Raw genomic sequence first — 21,202 nt, 5'->3', positions numbered from 1 at the left:
GATCCAATATCCTGGATCCGGCATCCGATGTCCGGTATCCAATATCTGGTATCCAAGATCCGTGATCCGGTATCCAGGATCCGCTACACGATCCCCTCCGCTATCTCCGCCTCCTCGCGGGCCGATCCGTATGCCGACGGAGTGCCGTACGAGCGCCGGGCCACGTACCACCACACGCTCGACAGCACGAGAACGACGGCTAGTGCGATGACCGCGTAGTTCATGGAGTCGATCGTCACCGGCGACTTCTGCGGCAGGCAGAAGAGCACGGTGACGATGCCGACCCAGATCACCGCGGTCCAGCCGATCGGGCGGCTCCAGCGGCCCAGGTTCCAGGGGCCCGGGGTGAACCGCTTGCCCGCGCGCAGGCGAAGGTAGATCGGAATCGCGTAGGCGGGGGTGATGCCGATGACGTTGATCGCGGTGACGGCGCCGTACGCGGTGGCGGAGTACAGCGACGGCACCGCGAGGAGCGCGGCGACACCCACCGCGAGCCAGACCGCCGGAACCGGGGTCTGCGTACGGCTGCTGACCTTGCGCCAGAGCGCGGACCCCGGAAGGGCGTTGTCGCGGCTGAAGGCGAAGACCATGCGGCTGGCGGCCGCCACCTCGGCGTTGCCGCAGAAGAGCTGGGCCACGATCACGACGAGCAGCAGCGCGGTGGCGCCCCCCGAGCCGAGCGCGTCGAGGAGGATCTGCGCCGGCGGGACGCCCGTGGCGCTGTTCTGCGTGCCCGCGTAGTCCTGGATCGCGAAGGTCAGACCGGCGAGCAGGGCGAACCCGGCGAGCCATGAGACCCAGATGGCGCGCACGATGCCCTTGGCGGCGCTGACCGAGGCGTTGGAGGTCTCCTCCGAGAGGTGGGCGGAGGCGTCGTAGCCCGAGAAGGTGTACTGGGCGAGCAGCAGACCGACGGCGGCGACGTAGAAGGGGTTGGCCCAGCCGGTGTCGTTGACGAACTCGGTGAAGACGAACTCGGCGGACTGGTGGCGGTCGGGGATGAACGCGAGGGCGCCGACGATCACGGCCACACCTGTGAGGTGCCACCACACGCTGATGGAGTTCAGGACGCTGACCAGCCGTACGCCGAAGAGGTTGAGCACGGCGTGCAGCAGCAGGATCGCGAGGAAGATCAGGAAGGTGGAGCCGGCGGTGGGCACGATGCCCCACTGGAGGTTGAGGAAGGCTCCGGTGAACAGGGCGGCGCCGTAGTCGATGCCGGCGATGGCACCGAGGAGACCAAGGAGGTTCAGCCAGCCGGTGTACCAGCCCCAGCGGCGGCCGCCCAGCCGGTCGGCCATGTAGTACAGCGCGCCGGAGGTCGGATAGGCGCTGGTGACCTCGGCGAGCGCGAGACCGACACAGAGCACGAACAGGCCGACGCCCGCCCAGCCCCACATCATCACGGCGGGTCCGCCGGTGCCGAGGCCGAAACCGTAGAGCGTCATGCAGCCGGAGAGGATGGAGATGACGGAGAAGCTGATGGCGAAGTTGCCGAAGCCGCCCATCCGGCGGGCGAGGACGGGCTGGTAGCCGAGCTCTCTCAGCCGCGCCTCGTCGTCCTGGCCTCCGGTGGGGGGCTTGCGTATCTCGTCGGGGACGGTGCGGGACATGCCGGTACCTCCGAGGTAGGGGGTGAGCGGGGGCTGTGGGGGCCTGCGGGACGCGGGGACGGGGCGCGTCGGGGGTCAGGGGTCGAGACAACGGGCGCGGGCGCGTACGAAGAAGTCCGCGGCGAGCTCCCGGTCGTCGGGGCGGGCGGTGCGGTAGGCCCACGGGAGCGCCGTGTAGTACGGCCCGAGTGCTTCGAAGACGCGGGCGGCTTCCGTGAAGTCCTGGGCGCCGAAGAGGGCGTGGGCGAGGTGGTTGAGGTCGAGGAGGGAGGCCTCGGCGGTCGCGCAGAAGAGGAACCAGTCGTGCAGGGCGCGCTGGGCGTCGCGCAGGGCGTCCTCTGCGACCCAGTGCAGGTCGAGGGCGTGCTCGTGACCGCGGTCCCGCCGGTAGCGTTCGACCCGCACGTACAGCGGCAGTGCGTGCACCGCGGAGCCGATCGGGGCCGAGACGGACGCCCACTGGGCGTAGTTGACGGCCTCGGAGAGCGAGCCCGAGCTGCGGGTGTAGAAGAACTGCAGCATCCGGTGGTGGGCCTCGCGGTTCTGCGGGTCGCGTCTCTCGGCCTCGGCCAGGAGCCCCCAGGGGCCGGAGGGGAGGAGGGGCGCGGGCGGCGGAAGCCGGTGTTCCGCCATCCGCTGCCGGTCGTCGAGGGCGGCGAGGGCGAGGAGGCAGATCCAGGGGACAGGATCGGCGGGTGCCTGTTCGGCGGCGTCGCGGCACGCGGTCCAGGCGTCCTGCCACAGTTCGCGGGTGCGGGGGTGGCCGCCGCGGTGGGCACGTACGGCCCGTTCGACGGCGACCCGGGCGTGCATCACCATCGCGGAGACGCTGTCCGGCTGCTCGGTCCGCCAGGTCTGGACGACGTCGCCGCCCGCCGCGACGGCGCCGAGCACCTGGGTGCGCCGTGTCCAGTCGGCCCAGCCGGATGTCTCGTCGAGTAATCGGGCCGTGGACACCCAACGGCCGGTCCGCAGGTCCTGCACGGCGTGGCGCAGGGCGTGGTCGTGGCCCGCCGGGTGGTAGACGGGCCGGAAGCCGTGTCCGGCCATCACGGAGTGGGGCGTGCGGTGGGTGACATGGGTCCTCGGTGGGTGAAGGGGGTGGTCAGTCCCCCGATGGGCATCCCGGCCGTTGATCGGCGATCACTATAGAGTCCGTTGGACGATCGGGATCCACTTTCGAATCCGACCGTAACTATCCGGCCACGGACCGAATATGAGCATCTGTCATCTCTTCAAGCGGAGCCGACGGATACGGCGCGACCCGCTTGACGGGAGGGGGCGCGTGCACCAGTGTTTCCGGTTCCGCGATCAAGGCCGCTGACTCTTCGAGGACGGAGTACGTAATGACGGGCCCGGTACTCGCCGTCGACCAGGGAACGTCGGGGACCAAGGCGCTCGTCGTCTGCCCCGAGCGCGGCGTCATCGGGACCGGGTCGGCGCCCGTACGGCCCCGCCACCTGCCCGGTGGGCTCGTCGAGGTCGATCCGGCGGAGCTGTACGACTCCGTCGTCGCCGCCGGCCGCGCCGCGCTCGCCGAGGCGGACACCCCGGTGGCGGCCGTGGGCCTGGCCAACCAGGGGGAGACTGTCCTCGCCTGGGACCCGACGACGGGCACGCCGCTCACCGACGCGCTCGTCTGGCAGGACCGGAGAGCCGCGGAGCTCTGCTCCGAACTCTCCTCCCATGAGGACGAGTTGAGGCAGCGGACGGGGCTGCCGCTCGATCCCTACTTCGCCGCTCCCAAGATGGCCTGGATCCGCCGCCATCTCACGGGAGCGGGCGTGGTCACCACGAGCGACGCCTGGCTGGTGCACCGCCTCACGGGAGAGTTCGTCACCGATGCGGCGACGGCGGGCCGGACGGGGCTGCTCGATCTGGACACGGTGTCCTGGTCCGCCCCCGCCCTGGACGTCTTCGGTCTGGGCGGCGAACAACTCCCCCGCGTGGTCGACGCGGACACCCGTGTGGGCACCACGACGGCGTTCGGCCCGGCGATCCCGCTGACCGGGCTCCTCGTGGACCAGCAGGCGGCTCTCCTCGCGCAGAGCGGCACCTCCCCCGGCGCGGCCAAGTGCACCTACGGAACAGGTGCGTTCCTGCTCGCGCAGACCGGGACGACACCGCGCCGGGGCGACTCCGGGCTCGTGAGCTGCGTGGCCTGGCGGCTCTCCGGCAGGACGAGTTACTGCCTGGACGGCCAGGTGTACACGGCCGCTTCCGCCGTGCGCTGGCTCACCGACCTCGGGGTGATCCCGGGCGCCGGAGAGCTCGACGCGGTCGGCCGGACGGTGCCGGACACCGGCGGGGTCACGTTCGTCCCGGCCCTCGCGGGCCTCGCCGCGCCCTGGTGGCGCGGCGACGTCCGCGGATCCCTGCACGGCCTGGGCCTGGACACGACCGGCGGACACCTGGTCCGGGCGCTCTGCGAGGGAATCGCCGCGCAGGTCGTGGAGCTGGTCTCCGCCGCCGCTTCCGACCTCGGCCGGCCGCTCACCTCCCTGCGTGTGGACGGCGGGCTCACCCGTTCCGCGCTGCTGATGCAGACCCAGGCCGATCTGCTCCAACTTCCCGTCGAGGTCTCGGCGTTGCCCGATGCGACGGCGCTCGGGGTAGGCGCGGTGGCCCGGCTCGGCCTCGACCCCGGCCTCGCCGTCCACGAGGCCGTGCCGGAGTGGAAGCCGTCGGCGGTCTACGAGCCCGCCGCGACCGGCGCCGAGGCGGCCGAGCGCCTGGAACGGTTCCGTACCGCCGTGACGGCGCTCCTCGGCGACGCCGACGCCTCGTCGCCCGTATGACGGCCGACCGGCGGCCCGGGACCGTCACCCGCGCGGGGGCGCTGCCGGACACCTCTGTGCCCGGTGCGGAGTACGACGTCGTCGTGGTCGGCGCCGGGGTCGTCGGCTGCGCCGTCGCCCGCGAGCTGGCCCGCCGGCCGCTGCGGGTCGCCCTGGTCGAGGCGTCCGGTGACGTCGGGGACGGCACCTCCAAGGCCAACACCGCGATTCTGCACACGGGTTTCGACGCGGTGCCCGGCTCGCTGGAAGCGCGGCTGGTACGCGAGGGCCGGCGGCTGCTCGCCGACTACGCGCGGCAGACGGGCATCCCCGTCGAGCCGCTCGGCGCGCTGCTCGTCGCCTGGGACGAGGAACAGCTGGCCGCGCTCCCCCGCCTCGCGGACAAGGCCGTACGCAACGGCCATCGCACCACCCGGATCATCGGCGCCGAGGAACTGCGGCGCCGGGAGCCCCACCTGGGGCCGGGCGCGCTCGGGGCGCTGGAGGTGCCGGGCGAGTCGATCATCTGTCCGTGGACGACGACGCTCGCGTACGCCACCCAGGCCGTACGATCCGGAGCCGACCTCCACCTCAACTGCCGGGCGGAGAAGGCCGATCCAGGGCTCACGGCGAGCGCACCTCATCGGCTGGTGACGCCGCGCGGAGTGCTGCGTGCCCGCTACGTCGTCAACGCCTGCGGGCTCTACGCGGACCGCTTCGACGCACTGTTCGGCCGACAGGACTTCACGGTGACGCCGAGACGCGGCCAGTTGATCGTCTTCGACTCGTTCGCCCGCCCGCTCGTCCGGCACATCCTCCTGCCCGTGCCCGGAGCGCTCGGCAAGGGAGTGCTGGTGGCGCCGACGGTGTACGGGAAGGTGCTGCTCGGCCCGACGGCGGAGAACCTCGACGACCGCACGGCCACCGGAACGACGGCGGAGGGAGTGGAGTCGCTGCGCGCCCAGGGGCGCCGCATCCTGCCCGCACTCCTCGACGAGGAGGTCACCGCGGTCTACGCGGGGCTGAGGGCGGCGACGGAGCACGACGACTACAAGTGCGCTGCTCACCCCCGCCTTCGGTACGTGACGGCGGGCGGGATCCGGTCCACCGGACTGACGGCCTCCCTGGCGATCGCGGCCCACATGGTGGAGCTGCTCGTGGAGAGCGGGCTCGCCCTCGGGCAGGAACGTCCGCTCGCACCGGTCCGGATGCCGAACCTCGGCGAGGCGTTCCCCCGCCCGTACCGGGACGCCGAACTCGTCTCCCGTGCACCGGAGTACGGGTCCGTCGTCTGCCACTGCGAACGGGTGACCCGCGGCGAGATCCGTGACGCGCTCGCCTCGACGATCCCCCCGGGGTCGCTGGACGGACTGAGGCGCAGGACCCGGGCGCGCGGCGGCCGGTGCCAGGGGTTCGCCTGCGGGGCGGCGGTCCGGTCGATGTTCGAGGAGGCGGGGGCCCCGTGGTCGGACCGGTGAACCGCGTCGTGGACGTGCTCGTGGTCGGTGCGGGCCCCGCGGGTCTCGCGGCGGCGGCACGGCTCGCCGCCACCGGTGGCGGGCGGTACCGGATCGAGGTCCTGGAGCGTGAGCCGGAAGCGGGCGGGGTGCCGCGTCACTGCGCCCACGGAGGCTTCGGCCTGGCCGACCTCCGCCGGCCCCTGGACGGGCCGGGGTACGCGCGCCGACTGGTCCGGGCGGCGCACGGGGCGGGCGCCTCGGTCCGTACGGGCGTCTCGGCCACCGGCTGGGCGGGGCCGCTCACCCTGGATGTCACGGCCCCGACCGGTCTGGAGCGGATCACCGCGCGGGCGGTGGTCCTGGCGACGGGGGCGCGCGAACGGCCGCGCAGCGCACGGCTGGTGCCCGGGACGCGGCCGGCCGGGGTACTGACCACCGGCGAGCTCCAGCAGTCCGTGGATACGTACGGGGTGCGGCGGGAGCGGCTCGGGCGGCGGGCGGTCCTGATCGGCGCCGAGCCTGTGGCCCACCACGCGGCGCGCGTGCTCCGCCGGGCCCAGGTGGACGTGGTCGCGATGGTGACCGAGCAGCCGCGCGGGCCTCGGCGGTTCGGAGACCCGGCGCCTCCGCCGCTGCTCGCGGGGGCGACCGTGACCGAGCTGCTGGGCCGGGGCCGGCTCGCGGGGATCCGGGTGCGCCACGCCGACGGGCGGTCAAGCACAATCCGCTGCGACACGGTCGTCTTCACCGGCGACTGGATCCCGGACCACGAACTGGCCCGGGCCGGCGGGGTACCGCTGGACGCCGGCACGCGCGGTCCCGCGGTCGACGGCTCCTTCCGTACCGCCTCGGCGGGGATCTTCGCGGCGGGCAACGTGCTGCGCGGCATCGAGTCGGCGGGCGCGGCCGCCGCCGAGGGGCGCGGGGCGGCCGATGCCGTACTGCGATACCTGTCGGGGGAGCACTGGCCGGTGTCCGCGGTGCCTCTGACGGCGGAGGAGCCCGTGGCGTGGGTGGCGCCGAACCGTGTCGCCGACGCGGCCGACGCGCGCTCGTTCCTGCTGCGGGTCCGCGAGCCGCTGACGCGTCCGCTCGTGGAGGTCTCCCAGGACGGCAGGCTCCTGCATCGTGGCAGGCTCCTGGGCACGGCCTGGCCGCACCGCTCGGTGCGGCTGTCCGGCGGCTGGGCGCGCGAGGTCGATCCGGCGGGCGGGCCGGTGGAGGTCCGGGCGACGGTGTGAACTGCCAGTGGCCTGGGCCACTGGCAGATGCCCCGCACCGTTGACCGCCGCGTCACCCCGCCCCATCCTCGTGGTCATGTTCATGACCGATCATTCGGGCGGAGATCCCGCCCTCTTCCGACACGGAGGTGTCATGGCCCGGCGCATGGTCAGATCCCTGCTCGCCACGCTCATGGTGGTGGTCGCCGCCCTCGCGGGCACGGTCGCCACATCCGGTACCGCCCACGCCGACGAGTGCTACACCTGGGGCCGCACCCTGTCCTCGGGCATGTCCGGTGCCGACGTGACACAGCTCCAGATACGCGTCGCCGGCTATCCCGGCTACGGCGGCGTCCTCGGCGTCGACGGCGACTACGGCCCCGCCACCAAGGCGGCCGTGACCCGCTTCCAGCAGGCGTACGGGCTCGCCGCGGACGGTGTCGCCGGTCCCGCGACCTTCGCGAAGCTGTACGCCCTGCAGGACGCGGACTGCACGCCCGTCCACTTCACCTACGCCGAGCTCAACAAGTGCAACGGCGACTTCTCCGGCGGCGCGGTCAGCGCGGCCACCGCCAAGTCCAACGCCCTGCGCGCGATGTGGAAGCTGGAGGCGCTGCGCCACGCCCTGGGCGACGTACCGATCTCGGTGAGCAGCGGCTTCCGCTCGCGTGCCTGCAACTCGGCCGTCGGAGGTGCCTCCGACAGCCGTCATCTGTACGGCGACGGCATCGACCTGACGGGCTCGCCGTCGCTGTGCACGCTGGCCAAGCAGGCCCGCAACCACGGCTTCAACGGGATCCTCGGCCCCGGCTACCCGGGCCACGGGGACCACGCCCACGTAGACACCCGCTCGGCGCGCTTCTGGTCGGCGAGCAGCTGCGGAATCTGATCCGCTCGGCGACACTGGGCGCTATGCCGGACAAGCGCAGTGCTGGGCTCCTTCTCTTCCGCGGAACGGCCGACGGCGGCTTCGAGGTGCTCATCGGCCATATGGGCGGGCCCTTCTGGTCGTCCAAGGACGTGGCGGCCTGGTCGATCCCGAAGGGCGAGTACGGCCCCGAGGAGACACCGGAGGCCGCCGCCCGCCGCGAGTTCGAGGAGGAGCTCGGCCTGCCGGCGCCGGACGGCGAACGGATCGACCTCGGCGAGGCGAGGCAGGCGAACGGAAAGACCGTCACGATCTGGGCGGTCGAGGCGGATCTCGACCCGACCCGGATCGTGCCGGGGACGTTCACCATGGAGTGGCCGCGTGGTTCGGGCGCCGAGCAGGAGTTCCCGGAGATCGACCGGGTCGGGTGGTTCGCCCCGGAGGCGGCTGCTCCGCTCCTCGTGGCGGGCCAGCGGGTCTTCCTCGAACGGCTCGCCGCATGGCGTGACGGGCGGCGCTGACCCCGATTGTCAGACCCGTACGAGAGGGTGGAGGCCGCCAACCTGTCGAGAGGGAGCCCGACATGACCACGATCACCGTCCGTGAGCGCGCAGCCGCCCAGGCGTACCTTCGTCTGCTCGAGTCCACACAGGCCGTGTTGACCGACCCGCACCTCGTGCCCTACGCGGCGGCGATGCTCACCCACCCCATGGCCGAGGCCGACGAGGCGCTGCGCGCGGCGGGGCTCTCCGGGAACGAGGCGCATCTGCTGCGCCTGGTCTCGGCCCTGCGCGCCTCCCCCGCGGGCGACCTCGGCCGGACGGGGTGAGGGACTACCGCAGGCGTACGGGGAGGGTGCGGACGCTGTTGCCGACGAAGCTCGCGTGCCGGACCAGCTCCCCCTCGGGGACGGCGAGGTCCAGGTCGGGGAAGCGGGTGAAGAGCGCTTCCAGGGCGATCGTCGCCTCCATGCGGGCGAGCGGCGCACCCAGGCAGTAGTGGGCGCCGTGGCCGAGGGAGAGGTGCTTGGCCGCGACACGTGTGATGTCGAAGCGCTCGGCGTCCGGGCCGTGGGCCTTCGTGTCCCGCCCGGCCGCCGAGTAGGCGGCCAGGACCGGTGTGCCCTTGGGGATGAGTGTGCCGTCGACGGTCAGGTCGCGGGTGGGGTAGCGGAACGGGAAGTAGCTGACCGGGCTGTCCCAGCGCAGGGTCTCCTCCACCACGGCCGACCAGTCGGCGCGCCCGGCGGCGAGGTGGGCGAGCTGGTCGCGGTGGGCGCACAGGGCGCGTACGGCGTTGGTGATCAGGTTCAGGGTGGTCTCGTGGCCGGCGATGATCATCAGGACCAGGGTCCCGATGAGCTCCGACTGGCTGAGCCGGTCACCGCCCTCGTCGCGGGCGGCGATCAACGCGCTGGTGAGGTCGTCGCCGGGCCGGCGGGACCGGTCGGCGACGATGGCGGTGAGGACCTCCAGGAGCTCCCGGTTGGCGGCCATGGCCTGTTCGGGGCCGATGTCGGTGGCGACGACCTGGTTGGAGAGGTGGTGCAGTCGGTCCTGGTACTCCTCGTCCACGCCGAGCAGTTCGCAGATGACGCCGAGCGGCAGCGGCAGGGCGAAGTGACGGCGGAGGTCGACCACGCCGACGCCGCCCCCGTCGACCACGGCGCCGTCGCGGGCGCCGTCGCGGGCGGGCTCGCGGGCGCTGTCGCGGGCGGCCTCGTCGAGCCGGTCCAGGAGCGCGGCGGTGAGCGTCTCGATCCGGGGCCTCAGCGCCTCGACCCGGCGGGCGGTGAAGGCCCTGCTGACGAGGGAGCGCAACCGGCGGTGGTCGGCGTCGTCGGATGTGGTCATGCCCTGGACGGTGGCGAAGGTGCGCAGGGGCCAGCCGTCGGGTATGCGGCCCTCGGCGAGCGCCGTGAAGTGCTGGGCGCCCTTGGCGACTTCGGGATGGGCGAGGAAGTCGCGCAGCGCGTCGTGACCGAGCACGGCCATGCCCTCGACCTCCCCGGGCAGCAGCACAGGGGTCACGGCTCCTTGAGCGAGGAGCCGTGCGTTGGCCGAGTGGGGGCAGCCGCCGGCGGGGTCGAGGCGGTACGGCGTGGCATTCATCGGGACACTCCTGGAGACGAGGACGGACCGAGGCAGCGCCTGAGCGGTCAGATCCTACGGCGCGGGGCGGCGGGCGTCGCGGGTGTCAACTCGCCCAGTGGCGGACGGAGTCGGGGCTCCCCTGGCGCGGCGGCCGGGGGTGACGGCCGAGGATCTCGGCGAGCCCCCGGCGCGTGGCGGCGAGGAGGACGCGGTCGCCGGCGCCCAGGACGCGGTCCGGGTCCAGCTCCCAGACGAGCCCCGCCGCGTACCTGCCGAGGGGCGCCGAACCGGTCGCGAGGGCGATGACCCGCCAGGCCCCGGGACGGAAGGTCTCGGCTACCTTCCAGCCCTCAAGGAACGGATTGCCCGCCGCCTCCACGGCCGCGAAGAGCAGCACCCGGCGCTCCACAGGGATGGCGCCCAGGATCTGGCGGCCCATCATGGCACCCGCGAAGGCGGGCGCGGCCAGGTGCGAGACGCTGCGGCTGCGGGTGAGGGCCTCGGGGTGGGCGGTACGCAGCGTGCGGTAGACGGCGGTGGCGAAGTCGTCGTCGTACAGCCGCAGCGCGACCCGTAGATCGGGCTTGACGGAGCGGGCGGAGAGCGCGGCCTCCAGGTTGGTGATGTCGATGCTCGTCAGCGCGAGCAGCGCGTGGGCCCGGTGGATCCGGGCGGCCTCCAGCACCCCCTCTTCGGTGACGTCCCCGATGACGGTGGGTACGCGCAGCCGGCGGGCCAGGGCGATGCCGCGCGCCTCGGGGTCGGACTCGACGCAGACCACGGGAATGTTCAGCCGGAGCAGTCGCGCGAGGACGCGCGTGCCGACCTTGCCGAGGCCGAGGAGCACCACGTGTCCGGAGAGTCCCCGGGGCGGGCGGCGCAGCGACGTCGCCGTGCGGAAGGTTCCGAGGGCCTCCAGGATGCCCGCCATGAGGACGGGCATCAGAAGGAGCCCGACGAATCCGGCGAGGATCTGCAGCACCTGCCGGCCGGTCGTGTCGTCGACGGCCGGGTCCCCGATGGCGAAGATGTCGAGGAGGGTGAGGTAGGCGGAGTGCAGGGGGTGTTCGCCCGTGACGAGTGAGGACGCGAGGGCGATGGCGCCGACGGCGGCGGCCACGCCCGCGAGCGACCAGCGCAGACGGCGGGAGAAGAGCGAGCCGACCGGCAGCACGGAGGCCCCGAACCGCTTGGCCGACAGCGTGGGGCCCGCGTAGGTGATCGCTTCGAGGGCGACCGTGCCCCGGCCGGGGGCCGCCGCGACGGCCTCGTCGTCGGGGAGCAGCAGCGGCCCCTGCGCGCCGCTGCGCTCCGAGCCCTCGACGCCGGCCGGGTCGTTCGTGGTCGCGGAGAGCAGGGCCAGCGTGCACAGACCGGGGTCGGCGACCTCGCCACGGGCGGCCGGGCTCCGCTCGACGGCGTGCAGGAGCAGTCCACCCGCCTGGACGACCTTGCTGGTGCCGGCGACGGCGGTGGCCGCGAGGGCGGGCGCCGCGGTGTCCGCGTCGGAGAGCACGGTCGTGGCGGCGTCCAGCTTCCCCGGGTCGAGACCGGGCTCGGCGACGGCCGCGGCCTGGTCGAGGAGCGTCTCCAGGTGCTGGCCGAGCTTGCGGTTGTAGAGCCGGATGACCAGGCGCACTCTCGGGTTGAGCCGGCGGGCGGCGAGCGCGCCCCGGATGTTCGTCTCGTCGTCGTCGTGGACGAGGGCGAGCGCGGCGGCTCGCTCCACTCCCGCGTCGAGCAGCACCGCGTCGTCGACCTCGGCCGTCTCCACCACCCGGACGGAGCGGCCCTCGTGCGCTCCCCGCTGCTCTCCCGGGGTCGTACGCGTCATGACGGCCGTCACTCTGCCGAAGAGCGAGGCGGCGCGCCCCCGGCGGCCGGAAGGCTGCTGCGGGGCGTCGCTCCGCACGGGGACGAGCAGGGTGACGCGCTCCCCGTAGACGTCGTGGAGCTCGCTGGCGAGCCGGTGGGCGAGCACGTCGTCACCGCAGACGATCATGTGGCCGACGGGGGCGGGTTGCGGCTGCCGGTCGGCCCGGGACCCGGGCGCGCCCGAGGGCGCGTTCGGGGACGCGTCCGGGGGATCGACGGCGGGCGGCCGTTCCGCGGGTTCCGGCGGAACGGGCGTGCTCTGGTACGGAAGTGAGGACACGTCACCAGCATGCCCTGTGCCTCCGACAGTCCGGCCGCCGCTCACCACGGCCGGGTACGGAGCCGGGCCGGGAGCGGGTGCGGGGCCGTACGGAGCACGTGGGCACTCTGCCTGAGAGCCCGTACGGAGCAGGTCGGCACCCTGCTCTTCAAGCCCGTAGGCAGCGCGCTGGCACCCCTGCCTGATAACCCGTCCGACAGCCGCCTGAAGGCCCGTCCGAAGGCTGTGCGAAGGCCGTGCGAAGGCCGTCCGAAAGCTGCCCGAAGGCTTGCCGAAGATCGCGTCGGCGCGTCCGCGTCCGGGCCGGCTGCCGAACGCCCCTGCCTCACCGATCTTCCCCCGACACCGCCCGTACGCCACTCTCCGTACGCCGGTCGGCGCACTCCGATCTGCGAGCGCCGCCCCTCCTTCCTACGGTGGCTGAATGATCGTCATGTCAGCCGTCCGTCATGCTGCCGCCGGTGCCGCTGCGCTGCTGCTCGTGCTGCCCGCGCCGGTGGCCACGGCATCCACCGTCTCCGAACCCACGCCCCCCACCGAACGCTTCATCGATCCCGCCCGGCTGTACCGCTCGGGCACCCAGGTCCAGCGGACGGCGAACGCGCCGGAGGCGCCGTCCGACGTCTCCGCGCTGTCCTGGGTGGTGGCGGACGCCTCCACGGGCGAGGTTCTCGCAGCGCGCAACGCACATCGGCGGCTGCCTCCGGCCAGCACGCTCAAGACGCTCTTCGCCGTGACCGCGCTCCCCCGCATGGATCAGGAGGAGCGGCACACGGTCACCGAGTCCGAGCTGGAGGGGATCGGAAGCGGCAGCAGCCTGGTCGGGGTCCAGGCCGGGTTCACGTACAAGGTGTCCGACCTGTGGAACGGTGTCTTCCTCAGCTCCGGGAACGACGCGGTCCGGGTGCTCGCGGCGATGAACGGCGGCTGGGAGTCCATGACCCGTCAGATGCAGGAGAAGGCCCGCGCGCTGGGGGCGCGCGACACCCGGGTCGTGTCCCCGGACGGGTACGACGCGCCGGGCCAGGTGTCCTCGGCCTACGACCTGGCGATCTTCGGGCGGGCCGGGCTGCAGGATCCGGCGTTCATCCGGTACTGCTCGACGCGGTACGCGGACTTCCCCTCGGGGGACTGGTCGTACGGCATCCGCAACACCAATCGGCTGCTGACCGGCCAGGACGGGGTGGGCCGCTACCCGGGGCTGATCGGAGTGAAGAACGGCTACACCAGCGGGGCCGGCAACACCCTGATCGCGGCGGCGCGGCGGGGCTCGCGGACGCTGGTGGTGTCGGTGATGAACCCCCAGTCGGGCGGCGGGCGTGCGGTGTACGAAGAGGCCCGGACGCTGCTCGACTGGGGCTTCGACGCGGCGGGACGGGTCCAGCCGGTGGGTTCCCTGGCCCCCGTACCGGCCCGGGACGGGGCGCAGGAACAGCCGGTGACGAAGCCCGTGAAGAAGTCCGCCGAGAAGCCCGAGGCGGAGGCGGAGTCGCCCGCGGCACAGGCGGAGAAGGCTGCGGGGAACGCCGAGAAGCCCGCCGGTGAGGCGGAGGAGACCGTGCCCCAGGCGGGCCCCGAGGCCGGCGGGGCGTCCGCCTCGGGCGAGCGGACGGGACCGGCGGCGGTGTCCGAGGACATGGCCGCGCTCACCGCTCACGGGAAGGCCGTCCCCCGCGAGGACGTGCCCTCCCGCCCCTGGGCGGGCATGCCGCTGGCCCTGGTGGGAGCCTCCCTCGGCGCCGCGCTCTCCCTCTGGGTCTGGCGCCGCAGGTCGGCCGGCGGGGGCGACGGGCGGCTGTGACGGCGGCCGGGGTGACGTTCACCGGGGTGTCCCGCCACAGACCCCCGGTGAACGCCGCTCGACCGGCGCACCACCCGCCCGGTGTGTCAGGCCGGCAGGAAGTCGCCGAGCAGGACGGCGAACTCCTCCGGGTCCACCAGACGGATGCCCAGCTCCTCGGCCTTGGCCCGCTTGGAGCCGGCCTTCTCGCCCGCGACGACGAGACCGGTGCGCTTGGACACGCTGGAGGAGGCCCTGCCCCCGGCTCGCCCGATGAGCTCGTTCATCTGATTGCGGCTCAGGGCTTCGAGCGGGCCGCTCATGGCTCCGGTGACGACCACCGCCAGGCCCGCGAGCGGGCCCGCGCCGGAGACGGCCTCGGCGCCCTCGGCCGAGCCCGCCCCGGAGGCGTCCGTGTCCGAGGCCGAACCGGGCGGAGGCGGCGGGGTCGCCCCGGGCTCGGTCATGTTCACCCCGGCGGCGATCAGTTTGTCGACGACCGCGGCCAGCTCGGCCAGCTCGGCGATGATGACCGGCGCCTTCTCCGCACCGATGCCCTCGACGCCCCGCATCGCCTCCGCGTCGGCCGCCCGGACTGCGTCCATGGTGGCGAAGTGTCGGGCTATCCGGCGCGACATGGAGCGGCCCGTGCCCCGGATGCCCAGCGCGCAGAGCACGCGGGCGAGCGGCCGGGTGCGCGCGCCCGCGATAGCGGCGAGCAGATTGTCCGCACTGGTCTCGCCCATGCGCTCCAGGCCGAGCAGCTGCTCGCGGGTCAGGGTGAAGAGATCGGCCACGTCGGCGACGAGACCGGCCTCGACGAGCTGGACGATCCGGCTCCCGCCCAGCCCCTCGATGTCGAGCTGGTCGCGGCCGACCGCGTACGAGAGGGAGGCCACGAGGTGGCAGTTCCGCCCGCGTGCGCACCGCCAGCGCTGCTCGCTGCGGTCGATCTCCGAGCCGCACTGGGGACAGGCCTCGGGGAACTCGACGGGCTGCTCCTCGCCGGTCCGCAGATGGGCGACGGGCGCCTCGACCCTCGGGATGATGTCGCCCGCCTTGTAGACCATCACCTGGTCACCGAGGCGGAGGTCGCGGCGCGTGATGTCGGAGGGATTGTGCAGCGTGGCGTAGGTGACGGTGCTGCCGTCGATCTCGACCGGCTCCAGGACGGCGCGGGGCGCGATGATGCCCGTACGGCCGACGTTCCACTCGACGGCGAGGAGCCGGGTGACCTTCTCCACGGCCGGGAGCTTGTACGCGATCGCCCAGCGCGGCGCGCGGGAGCCTTCGCCCGCCTCGCGGCGGTCGGCGGCCAGGTCGGCCTTGACGACGATGCCGTCGATCCCGAACGGCAGCTCCGCCCGCAGGGCCGCTATCTCCTCGACCCGGGCGAGGACCTCCGTCACACCGGTCACCATCCGGCCGGGCACGGCGGTGGCGCCCGAGGTGTGGAGTCCGAGGGCGACGGCCCGGGCGAGCAGCTCGCTGTGGGCCGACCCGTCGAGCCCGACGGTGCTCTCGCCCTCCTGGCCCGCCTCGTCCAAGGGCAGCATGTCGTACGCGAAGAAGGTCATCTCGACCCTGTACGGACGGTCCTTGGCGCGCAGGGTGCCCGCCGCCGCGTTGCGGGGGTTGGCGAACGGCTCGCCGCCGTGGGCGACGCGGACCGGGTTGGCGGCCTCGAACTGCTCGGTGGTCATCAGCACTTCGCCGCGTACCTCGACCGTGACGGGCTCGGTGAGCCGCTCCGGCAGCCCGACGATCGTCCCGATGGCGTGCGACACGTCCTCCCCGGCCGTGCCGTCGCCCCGGGTGACGAGCCGCGCCAGCCGCCCTCGTTCGTACCGCGCGGCGATCGCGAGTCCGTCGAGCTTGGGCTCGACGCTCCACCGCTCGACGGGGCGGCCGATCCTGCGCTCCAGGGACGCGGTCCAGGCGGTGAACTGCTCGGCCGAGAAGACGTTGTCGAGGGAGAGCATCGGCCTCGTGTGCGGCACGTCTCCGGTGGCCGCGCCGCCGGCGACCTTGCCGGTCGGGGAATCGCTCCGGACCTGGTCGGGGTGGTCTGCCTCCCAGGCCGCTATCGCGCGGGCGAGGCGGTCGTACGCGTCGTCGTCGAGCGCGGAGGTGCCGCCCGCGTAGTAGGCGGCAGCGGCTTGCTGGGCGTCCTCGACCGCACGCGCGTACGCGGCGGCATCGGCGAGAACCGGAGTCGTCGTCATGTGTCCATCGTGCCGGGCACCACTGACAACGGGCCCTCGCCGTCACAGGGGCCAGGACTGCGGCTTCAGCTGTCGGGACCAGCGGACGACCAGGCGCAGCAGGCAGGACAGGGTGATCACCCAGACGGTCGCGAAGGCCCAGATCAAGGCGGGCTCGCCGGTCACGACCGCGAGGGTGAGCAGGGCGAGGGACAGGATGCCCAGCAGGACGCCGGCCACGACCGCCGAACGGCGCGGCGGACCCTGCGCGTGGGCGCCCTTCCGGCGCGGGTCGCGAAGTCCACGTTCCAGCGCCACGTCCGCGCTCAGTGCCTGCTCGATCTCGGCCAGCGCGCGCAGCTCGCGCCGTGAGAGTCGGACCTCGTCCATCGCCGGACACCTCCCACACGGACGCCGAATCCTTCCGCCTTACGGGTACCCGCACAGAGTGATCGGACACGCCCCGACCCAGGCGTGGAACGGTAGAATCCTGAGCGAATGCGATCATTCCGCGCAACCACCTGGTGGAGGGGACGGCAGGAGTCGTGACGACGTCTGCGGCGGGGTCCGAGGACCCCGGCACCACCGGCCTCTCGGCCGAGAACAGGCGGCTGCGCGCGGAGCTCACCCGCCGCCATCTGGTCGATCTGGCCACCGGCGTTCTCGCCGCCCAGCTCGGCGCCTCCCCCGCCGACGCCGCGGAGCATCTGACCGCCCTCTCCCACGCGACGGGCCTCGGTGTCGAGGACCTCTCCGCCGACATCGTCAACGGGGTCGCGGGACCGTCCGGCGCCGGACCGGCCGCTCCCGCGCGAGCGGAGCCCGCGCCGGCGGCCCCCGTCGTTTTCAGCACCCCCGACGAGCGCCGGGCGCGGCGGGCGGCCGCGGCGGCCGAGACGCTGGACACGGTCGGCGAGGCGGCACACGCCCTGCTCGAAGGTGGGCTCGCCCCGCTCGGCGCGGAGAGCCTGTGGCTCTGGCGCGGCGACGCGTGGGGCTGTCTGCGCCTGGCCGGGCACGCCGGCGTCGGGGCGGCGGAGGCGGCGGCCTGGCAGTGGATCCCGCCCGCGGCCCCGCCGGCCTTCCGGTCGGTCCTCTCCGACGGCGAGCCCGTCTGGCTGGACGCCGGCCCCGAGGCCGGGGAGGTGCTGCCGGGCCCCGCGCCCCACGCGGCGCGGGCCGTCCTGCCGTTGCGGCTGCGCGGCGCGACGGTCGGCCTCGCCCTGGTCGCCTGGGCGGGGCCCACGCCCCTCGACGAGTCCCTGCGCAGGGCCCTGGTGGGCCTGACCGAGGTGGCGGGCACCGTCCTCGACGCCGCCGACTCCTCCTCGTCGTCCGCTCCTGCCCTCGTGGACCTCCTGGACGCGCTCACCCATCCGGCGATGCTGCTGCGGGTGGACGTCACGTCGTCGCCGACGGTCGAGCATCTCAACGAGTACGCCGTGGCGGCGCTCGGCGGAGGGCCCGCTGCGGAGGGCCGTTCCCTGCCGCTCGCGCTCCCCCGGGTCCACGCGGACATCGCCCATCTGGTGCGGCGCGCCCACCGGACGGCCCGCACCCAGCGTGTGGCCCGGCTCCCGGCGTCGGCGCCCTCGGGGCACGAGGACACCGCGCCGCTCCTCGACGTACGGGTCCTGCCGGCCGGGGACGAGCGCGTGGTCGTGCTGTGGCACGCGGCCACCGACGCGGGGCTCGCGTCGGAACGCGCGGTCTCCCGGCTCCAGAGCGTGGCGCTGTTCCAGGACAGCCTGACCGGCGGCGCGACGGTCTGGTCGGAGCAGGCGTACGCCCTCTTCGGCCGGGACCGTGACGAGCCCCCCGTACCCCTGCTCGGGCTTCGCGGTCTGGTGCACCCGGAGGACGGGGAAGCGCTGACGGAGCTGCTCACGGCGCTGATGGAGCGGCGCACCGGGGCACAGGCGGTGCTGCGGATCGTGCTCGGTGACCGGGCCGTCCGCCATGTCCGGGTGGCGGCGGAGCCGATCCTCGACGCGGGCTCGGTCACGGGGTTCGCCGGGGTGTACCAGGACGTGTCCGCGAGCCGCCGCACCGAGGCGGCGCTGACCGCGACCTTCGACCAGCTGACGGCCGTACAGACCCGGGCCGAGCTGCGGCACCAGATGGCGCAGCAGTTGCAGCAGGCGATCGTGCCCGAGGTCCCGGATCTGCAGGAGTTCCCGGGCCTCGTGGTGGCGGCGCGGTACCGGCCCGCGGCCGAGGAGTACCGGGTGGGCGGTGACTGGTACGACGTCCAGCCGCTGCCCAGCGGGAAGGTCCTTGTGGCGGTCGGGGACGTCGCCGGGCACGGCATCGACTCGGTGACCGGCATGGTGGCGCTGCACAACGCCCAGCGGGGGCTCGCGTGCACGGGCGAATCGCCGCGGCGCCTGATGGAGTGGCTCAACGAGGTGACGCTGCGCACCAGCGGGCACCCGACGGCGACGGCGGTGTGCGCGCTCTACGACCCGGCGGACCGGGTGCTGGTCTGGTCGAACGCGGGCCACCTGCCGATCGTGCTCGTTCGCGACGGTGCGGCGCGGCTGATCGAGCCGCCACAGGACGTCCTGCTGGGCGCGGTGCCCTCGTACGCGTACGAGGAGCGGCGCGTCTCGCTGCGGCCGGGCGACACGCTGCTGCTCTACACGGACGGGCTGATCGAGCGCCGCCACGACGGCCTGGACGACGGGCTCGCACGGCTCGCCGCGCAGGCGGAGCTGGTCAGCGGCTACGCACCGGACGAGCAGGTGGAGCGGCTGCTCGCGGGCGCCGGTGGCGACACGGACGACGACACGAGCATCGTCGCGGTGCTCGTACGGTGACGGCGGCCCGGTCTCGGGTCCGGGCGCGGGGCCAGGCCACGGACGACGACACGAGACGGCGGCCGGGTCTCGGGTCCGGCCCCGTCACAGGTCGCGCCCACGGAGCAGGTTCATGAGGCGGTGGCGGCCAGCCACTGGCGGACCTTGACCATCAGCTCGTCCGCGTCGACGGGCTTCGCGACGTAGTCGCTCGCGCCGGCGGCGAGGGCCCGCGCCCGGTCGCCCGGCATGGCCTTGGCGGTGACGGCGATGACGGGGAGCCGTCCGCGGCCGGGAAGGGCGCGGATCGCCTCGGTCGTGGCGTAGCCGTCCATGCCCGCCATCATCACGTCCATGAGGACGAGTTCCACCTCGTCGTGCCTCTCCAGGAGGGCGAGGCCCGCACCGCCGCTGTCGGCCTGGAGCACCTGGACGCCGTGGCGTTCCAGCACTTCGGTGAGCGCGTAGACGTTGCGTACGTCGTCGTCGACGACGAGGACGGTGCGTCCGGCCGTCCGGGGGTCGTGACGGCCGGCGGGGTGGGCTCCGGAGGCTCCGTCGGCCGTGTCCCGGCCGGTGCCGGTCCGGGACGACGCCCCCGGCTCCGTGGCGCGCGCTCCCGCCGGGGCGGGCTGCGGTGCGGGCAGGTAGAAGGTGAACCGGCTGCCGCTTCCGGGCGTGGAGTGGACATCGATCGCGCCGCCGAGCAGCCCGGCCACCTCGCGGCTGATGGAGAGTCCGAGTCCGGTACCGCCGTAGCGGCGGGCGGTGGTTCCGTCACCCTGCTGGAACGCGCCGAAGATGCCGTCGAGCCGCTCGGCGGGGATGCCGACACCGGTGTCGCTGACGCGGAAGGCGAGCACGGGCCCGGCCCCGCCCAGCGCGGCGGGCGCTTCGCCGTCGTCCGCGTACTCGATGCTCAGCTCCACCGCGCCCTCGTCGGTGAACTTCAGGGCGTTGGAGAGCAGGTTGCGCAGGATCTGCCGCAGTCGCGACTCGTCGGTGGTCAGTTCCTCGGGTACGTCGGAGGAGACGGTGACGGAGAAGGTCAGCCCGCGTTCGTCGGCCACCGGTCCGAAGGTCGCCTCCAGATACTCCAGGAGCTGGTGGAGCGCGAACCGTTCGGGCCGGATGTCCATCTTCCCGGCCTCCACCTTGGACAGGTCGAGGATGTCGTTGATCAGCTGGAGCAGGTCGGAGCCGGCGGAGTGGATGACCTCGGCGTAGTCGACCTGCTTGTCCGTCAGGTTCTGCTCCGGGTTCTGGGCGAGCAACCGGGCGAGGATCAGCAGGCTGTTGAGCGGGGTGCGGAGCTCGTGGCTCATGTTGGCGAGGAACTCGGACTTGTACATGGAGGTCCGGGAGAGCTGGTGGGCGCGCGCCTCCAGTTCCTGGCGGGCCTGTTCGATGACGAGGTTCTTGGACTCGATGTCCTTGTTGCGTTCGGCGAGGAGCGCCGCCTTCTCCTTCAGTTCGGCGTTGGAGCGCTGGAGTTCCTGCTGCCGGGCCTGCAACTCCTGGGAGCTGGACCGTAGTTCGTCGGTCAGTCGCTGGGACTGGCCGAGGAGTTCGTCGGTGCGGAGGTTGGCGACGAGCGAGCTGACGACGGCACCCGCGGTGTCGACGAACTGTTCGAGGAAGTCGCGGTGGATGTCCGTGAAGGGCCGGAGCGAGGCGAGTTCGACGGCGCCGAGCACCTGGTCCTCGACGACGATCGGCAGGATGACGAGCATGGCGGGGTCGCCGGAGCCGGCGGCGGAGGCGATGGTGGCGTATCCGGCGGGCACCCCTTCCACCACGAGGGTGCGCCGGTCGCGGGCGGCCTGGCCGACGAGTGACTGGCCGAGGCGGAAGCGACGGGGCGGGTCGTCGGGGTCGTCGGACGCGCCGTAGGAGGCGGTCACGACGAGTTCGGTGCCGCGTTCGTCGTGCCGGGCGAGGAAGAAGGCGCCGTACTGCGCGGAGACCAGGGGCGGCACCTCGGTCATGATCAGTTCGGCGACGTCGGGAAGGCTGCGGGTGCCCTGCATCAGGCCGGCGATCCGGGCGATGTTGGTCTTCAGCCAGTCCTGTTCCTCGTTGGCGCGGGTGGTGGCGCGCAGGGACTCGACCATCGCGTTGATGTTGTCCTTGAGGTCGCCGACCTCGCCGGGGGCCTCGACGGTGATGGAGCGGGTGAGGTCGCCCTCGGCGACGGCGCTGGTGACCTCGGCGATGGCGCGGACCTGCCGGGT

At 73.4% G+C, this 21,202-nt stretch carries 15 protein-coding genes; 8 read left to right on the top strand and 7 right to left on the bottom strand.

The annotated features are described in order from the left end of the window. Nucleotides 1-83 precede the first annotated feature (83 nt). Nucleotides 84-1,613 carry an amino acid permease gene (locus tag M5362_RS28260; protein WP_260230634.1) on the bottom strand — a complete coding sequence of 510 codons (1,530 nt, stop codon included), beginning with the start codon at nt 1,611-1,613 and terminating at the stop codon, nt 84-86. 75 nt (nt 1,614-1,688) lie between these two features. After that, nucleotides 1,689-2,663, bottom strand: a complete 975-nt coding sequence (locus M5362_RS28255) for a hypothetical protein (protein WP_260230767.1) — start codon at nt 2,661-2,663, stop codon at nt 1,689-1,691. A 296-nt stretch (nt 2,664-2,959) separates the two neighbouring features. On the opposite strand from M5362_RS28255, the gene M5362_RS28250 reads away from it, so the two are divergent. The 6 genes from M5362_RS28250 (at nt 2,960) to M5362_RS28225 (ending at nt 8,767) form a co-directional block, all read left to right on the top strand. Then, nucleotides 2,960-4,411: an FGGY family carbohydrate kinase gene (locus M5362_RS28250; RefSeq protein WP_260230633.1), complete on the top strand. Its 1,452-nt coding sequence runs from the start codon at nt 2,960-2,962 to the stop codon at nt 4,409-4,411. Next, nucleotides 4,408-5,868, top strand: a complete 1,461-nt coding sequence (locus M5362_RS28245; protein WP_260230632.1) for an FAD-dependent oxidoreductase — start codon at nt 4,408-4,410, stop codon at nt 5,866-5,868. The genes M5362_RS28250 and M5362_RS28245 overlap by 4 nt, the downstream gene beginning before the upstream one ends. After that, nucleotides 5,853-7,091 carry an NAD(P)/FAD-dependent oxidoreductase gene (locus M5362_RS28240; protein ID WP_260230631.1) on the top strand — a complete coding sequence of 413 codons (1,239 nt, stop codon included), beginning with the start codon at nt 5,853-5,855 and terminating at the stop codon, nt 7,089-7,091. The genes M5362_RS28245 and M5362_RS28240 overlap by 16 nt, the downstream gene beginning before the upstream one ends. Before the next feature lie 133 nt (nt 7,092-7,224). Next, complete coding sequence (locus tag M5362_RS28235; protein ID WP_260230630.1) at nt 7,225-7,959, top strand: D-Ala-D-Ala carboxypeptidase family metallohydrolase; 735 nt, start codon at nt 7,225-7,227, stop codon at nt 7,957-7,959. A 23-nt stretch (nt 7,960-7,982) separates the two neighbouring features. Beyond that, nucleotides 7,983-8,459 (top strand): NUDIX domain-containing protein, encoded by a 477-nt coding sequence (locus M5362_RS28230; protein ID WP_260230629.1) that lies wholly within the window; start codon nt 7,983-7,985, stop codon nt 8,457-8,459. A gap of 62 nt (nt 8,460-8,521) precedes the next feature. Then, complete coding sequence (locus M5362_RS28225) at nt 8,522-8,767, top strand: hypothetical protein (RefSeq protein ID WP_260230628.1); 246 nt, start codon at nt 8,522-8,524, stop codon at nt 8,765-8,767. 4 nt (nt 8,768-8,771) lie between these two features. On the opposite strand, the gene M5362_RS28220 is transcribed toward M5362_RS28225, so the two are convergent. Both M5362_RS28220 and M5362_RS28215 read right to left on the bottom strand, forming a co-directional pair. Continuing rightward, complete coding sequence (locus M5362_RS28220; protein ID WP_260230627.1) at nt 8,772-10,049, bottom strand: cytochrome P450; 1,278 nt, start codon at nt 10,047-10,049, stop codon at nt 8,772-8,774. A gap of 85 nt (nt 10,050-10,134) precedes the next feature. Further along, nucleotides 10,135-12,033, bottom strand: a complete 1,899-nt coding sequence (locus tag M5362_RS28215) for an NAD-binding protein (RefSeq protein WP_260230766.1) — start codon at nt 12,031-12,033, stop codon at nt 10,135-10,137. A gap of 577 nt (nt 12,034-12,610) precedes the next feature. Between M5362_RS28215 and M5362_RS28210 the strand changes: the two genes are divergently transcribed. Continuing rightward, the gene (locus M5362_RS28210) at nt 12,611-13,987 is read left to right on the top strand and encodes a serine hydrolase (RefSeq protein ID WP_260230626.1); all 1,377 of its coding nucleotides are present in this window, start codon (nt 12,611-12,613) and stop codon (nt 13,985-13,987) included. A gap of 86 nt (nt 13,988-14,073) precedes the next feature. Here M5362_RS28210 and ligA read toward each other — a convergent pair whose 3' ends face one another. Beyond that, nucleotides 14,074-16,191 (bottom strand): NAD-dependent DNA ligase LigA, encoded by a 2,118-nt coding sequence (ligA, locus tag M5362_RS28205; protein WP_260230625.1) that lies wholly within the window; start codon nt 16,189-16,191, stop codon nt 14,074-14,076. Between the two features lie 42 nt (nt 16,192-16,233). Beyond that, complete coding sequence (locus tag M5362_RS28200) at nt 16,234-16,560, bottom strand: DUF3040 domain-containing protein (protein ID WP_260230624.1); 327 nt, start codon at nt 16,558-16,560, stop codon at nt 16,234-16,236. 155 nt (nt 16,561-16,715) lie between these two features. Here M5362_RS28200 and M5362_RS28195 point away from each other — a divergent pair, with 155 nt between their 5' ends. Beyond that, nucleotides 16,716-18,989: a PP2C family protein-serine/threonine phosphatase gene (locus M5362_RS28195; protein ID WP_260230623.1), complete on the top strand. Its 2,274-nt coding sequence runs from the start codon at nt 16,716-16,718 to the stop codon at nt 18,987-18,989. 110 nt (nt 18,990-19,099) lie between these two features. On the opposite strand, the gene M5362_RS28190 is transcribed toward M5362_RS28195, so the two are convergent. Further along, nucleotides 19,100-21,202: ATP-binding protein (locus tag M5362_RS28190; RefSeq protein ID WP_260230622.1), on the bottom strand; the 2,103-nt coding region annotated here is incomplete at its 5' end.

Source organism: Streptomyces sp. Je 1-79 (genome assembly GCF_025195125.1).
Lineage (GTDB): Bacteria > Actinomycetota > Actinomycetes > Streptomycetales > Streptomycetaceae > Streptomyces.
The sequence above is the reverse complement of the archived record's forward strand: the minus strand, read 5'-3'. Positions and strand labels throughout refer to the sequence as shown.

Excerpts from the sequence above, each read along its gene's own strand:
- M5362_RS28260 (WP_260230634.1), bottom strand. The coding sequence starts at position 1,613 with ATGTCCCGCACCGTCCCCGACGAGATACGCAAGCCCCCCACCGGAGGC.
- M5362_RS28255 (WP_260230767.1), bottom strand. The coding sequence starts at position 2,663 with ATGGCCGGACACGGCTTCCGGCCCGTCTACCACCCGGCGGGCCACGAC.
- M5362_RS28250 (WP_260230633.1), top strand. The coding sequence starts at position 2,960 with ATGACGGGCCCGGTACTCGCCGTCGACCAGGGAACGTCGGGGACCAAG.
- M5362_RS28245 (WP_260230632.1), top strand. The coding sequence starts at position 4,408 with ATGACGGCCGACCGGCGGCCCGGGACCGTCACCCGCGCGGGGGCGCTG.
- M5362_RS28235 (WP_260230630.1), top strand. The coding sequence starts at position 7,225 with ATGGCCCGGCGCATGGTCAGATCCCTGCTCGCCACGCTCATGGTGGTG.
- M5362_RS28230 (WP_260230629.1), top strand. The coding sequence starts at position 7,983 with ATGCCGGACAAGCGCAGTGCTGGGCTCCTTCTCTTCCGCGGAACGGCC.
- M5362_RS28225 (WP_260230628.1), top strand. The coding sequence starts at position 8,522 with ATGACCACGATCACCGTCCGTGAGCGCGCAGCCGCCCAGGCGTACCTT.
- M5362_RS28220 (WP_260230627.1), bottom strand. The coding sequence starts at position 10,049 with ATGAATGCCACGCCGTACCGCCTCGACCCCGCCGGCGGCTGCCCCCAC.
- M5362_RS28215 (WP_260230766.1), bottom strand. The coding sequence starts at position 12,033 with ATGATCGTCTGCGGTGACGACGTGCTCGCCCACCGGCTCGCCAGCGAG.
- M5362_RS28210 (WP_260230626.1), top strand. The coding sequence starts at position 12,611 with ATGATCGTCATGTCAGCCGTCCGTCATGCTGCCGCCGGTGCCGCTGCG.
- ligA (WP_260230625.1), bottom strand. The coding sequence starts at position 16,191 with ATGACGACGACTCCGGTTCTCGCCGATGCCGCCGCGTACGCGCGTGCG.
- M5362_RS28200 (WP_260230624.1), bottom strand. The coding sequence starts at position 16,560 with ATGGACGAGGTCCGACTCTCACGGCGCGAGCTGCGCGCGCTGGCCGAG.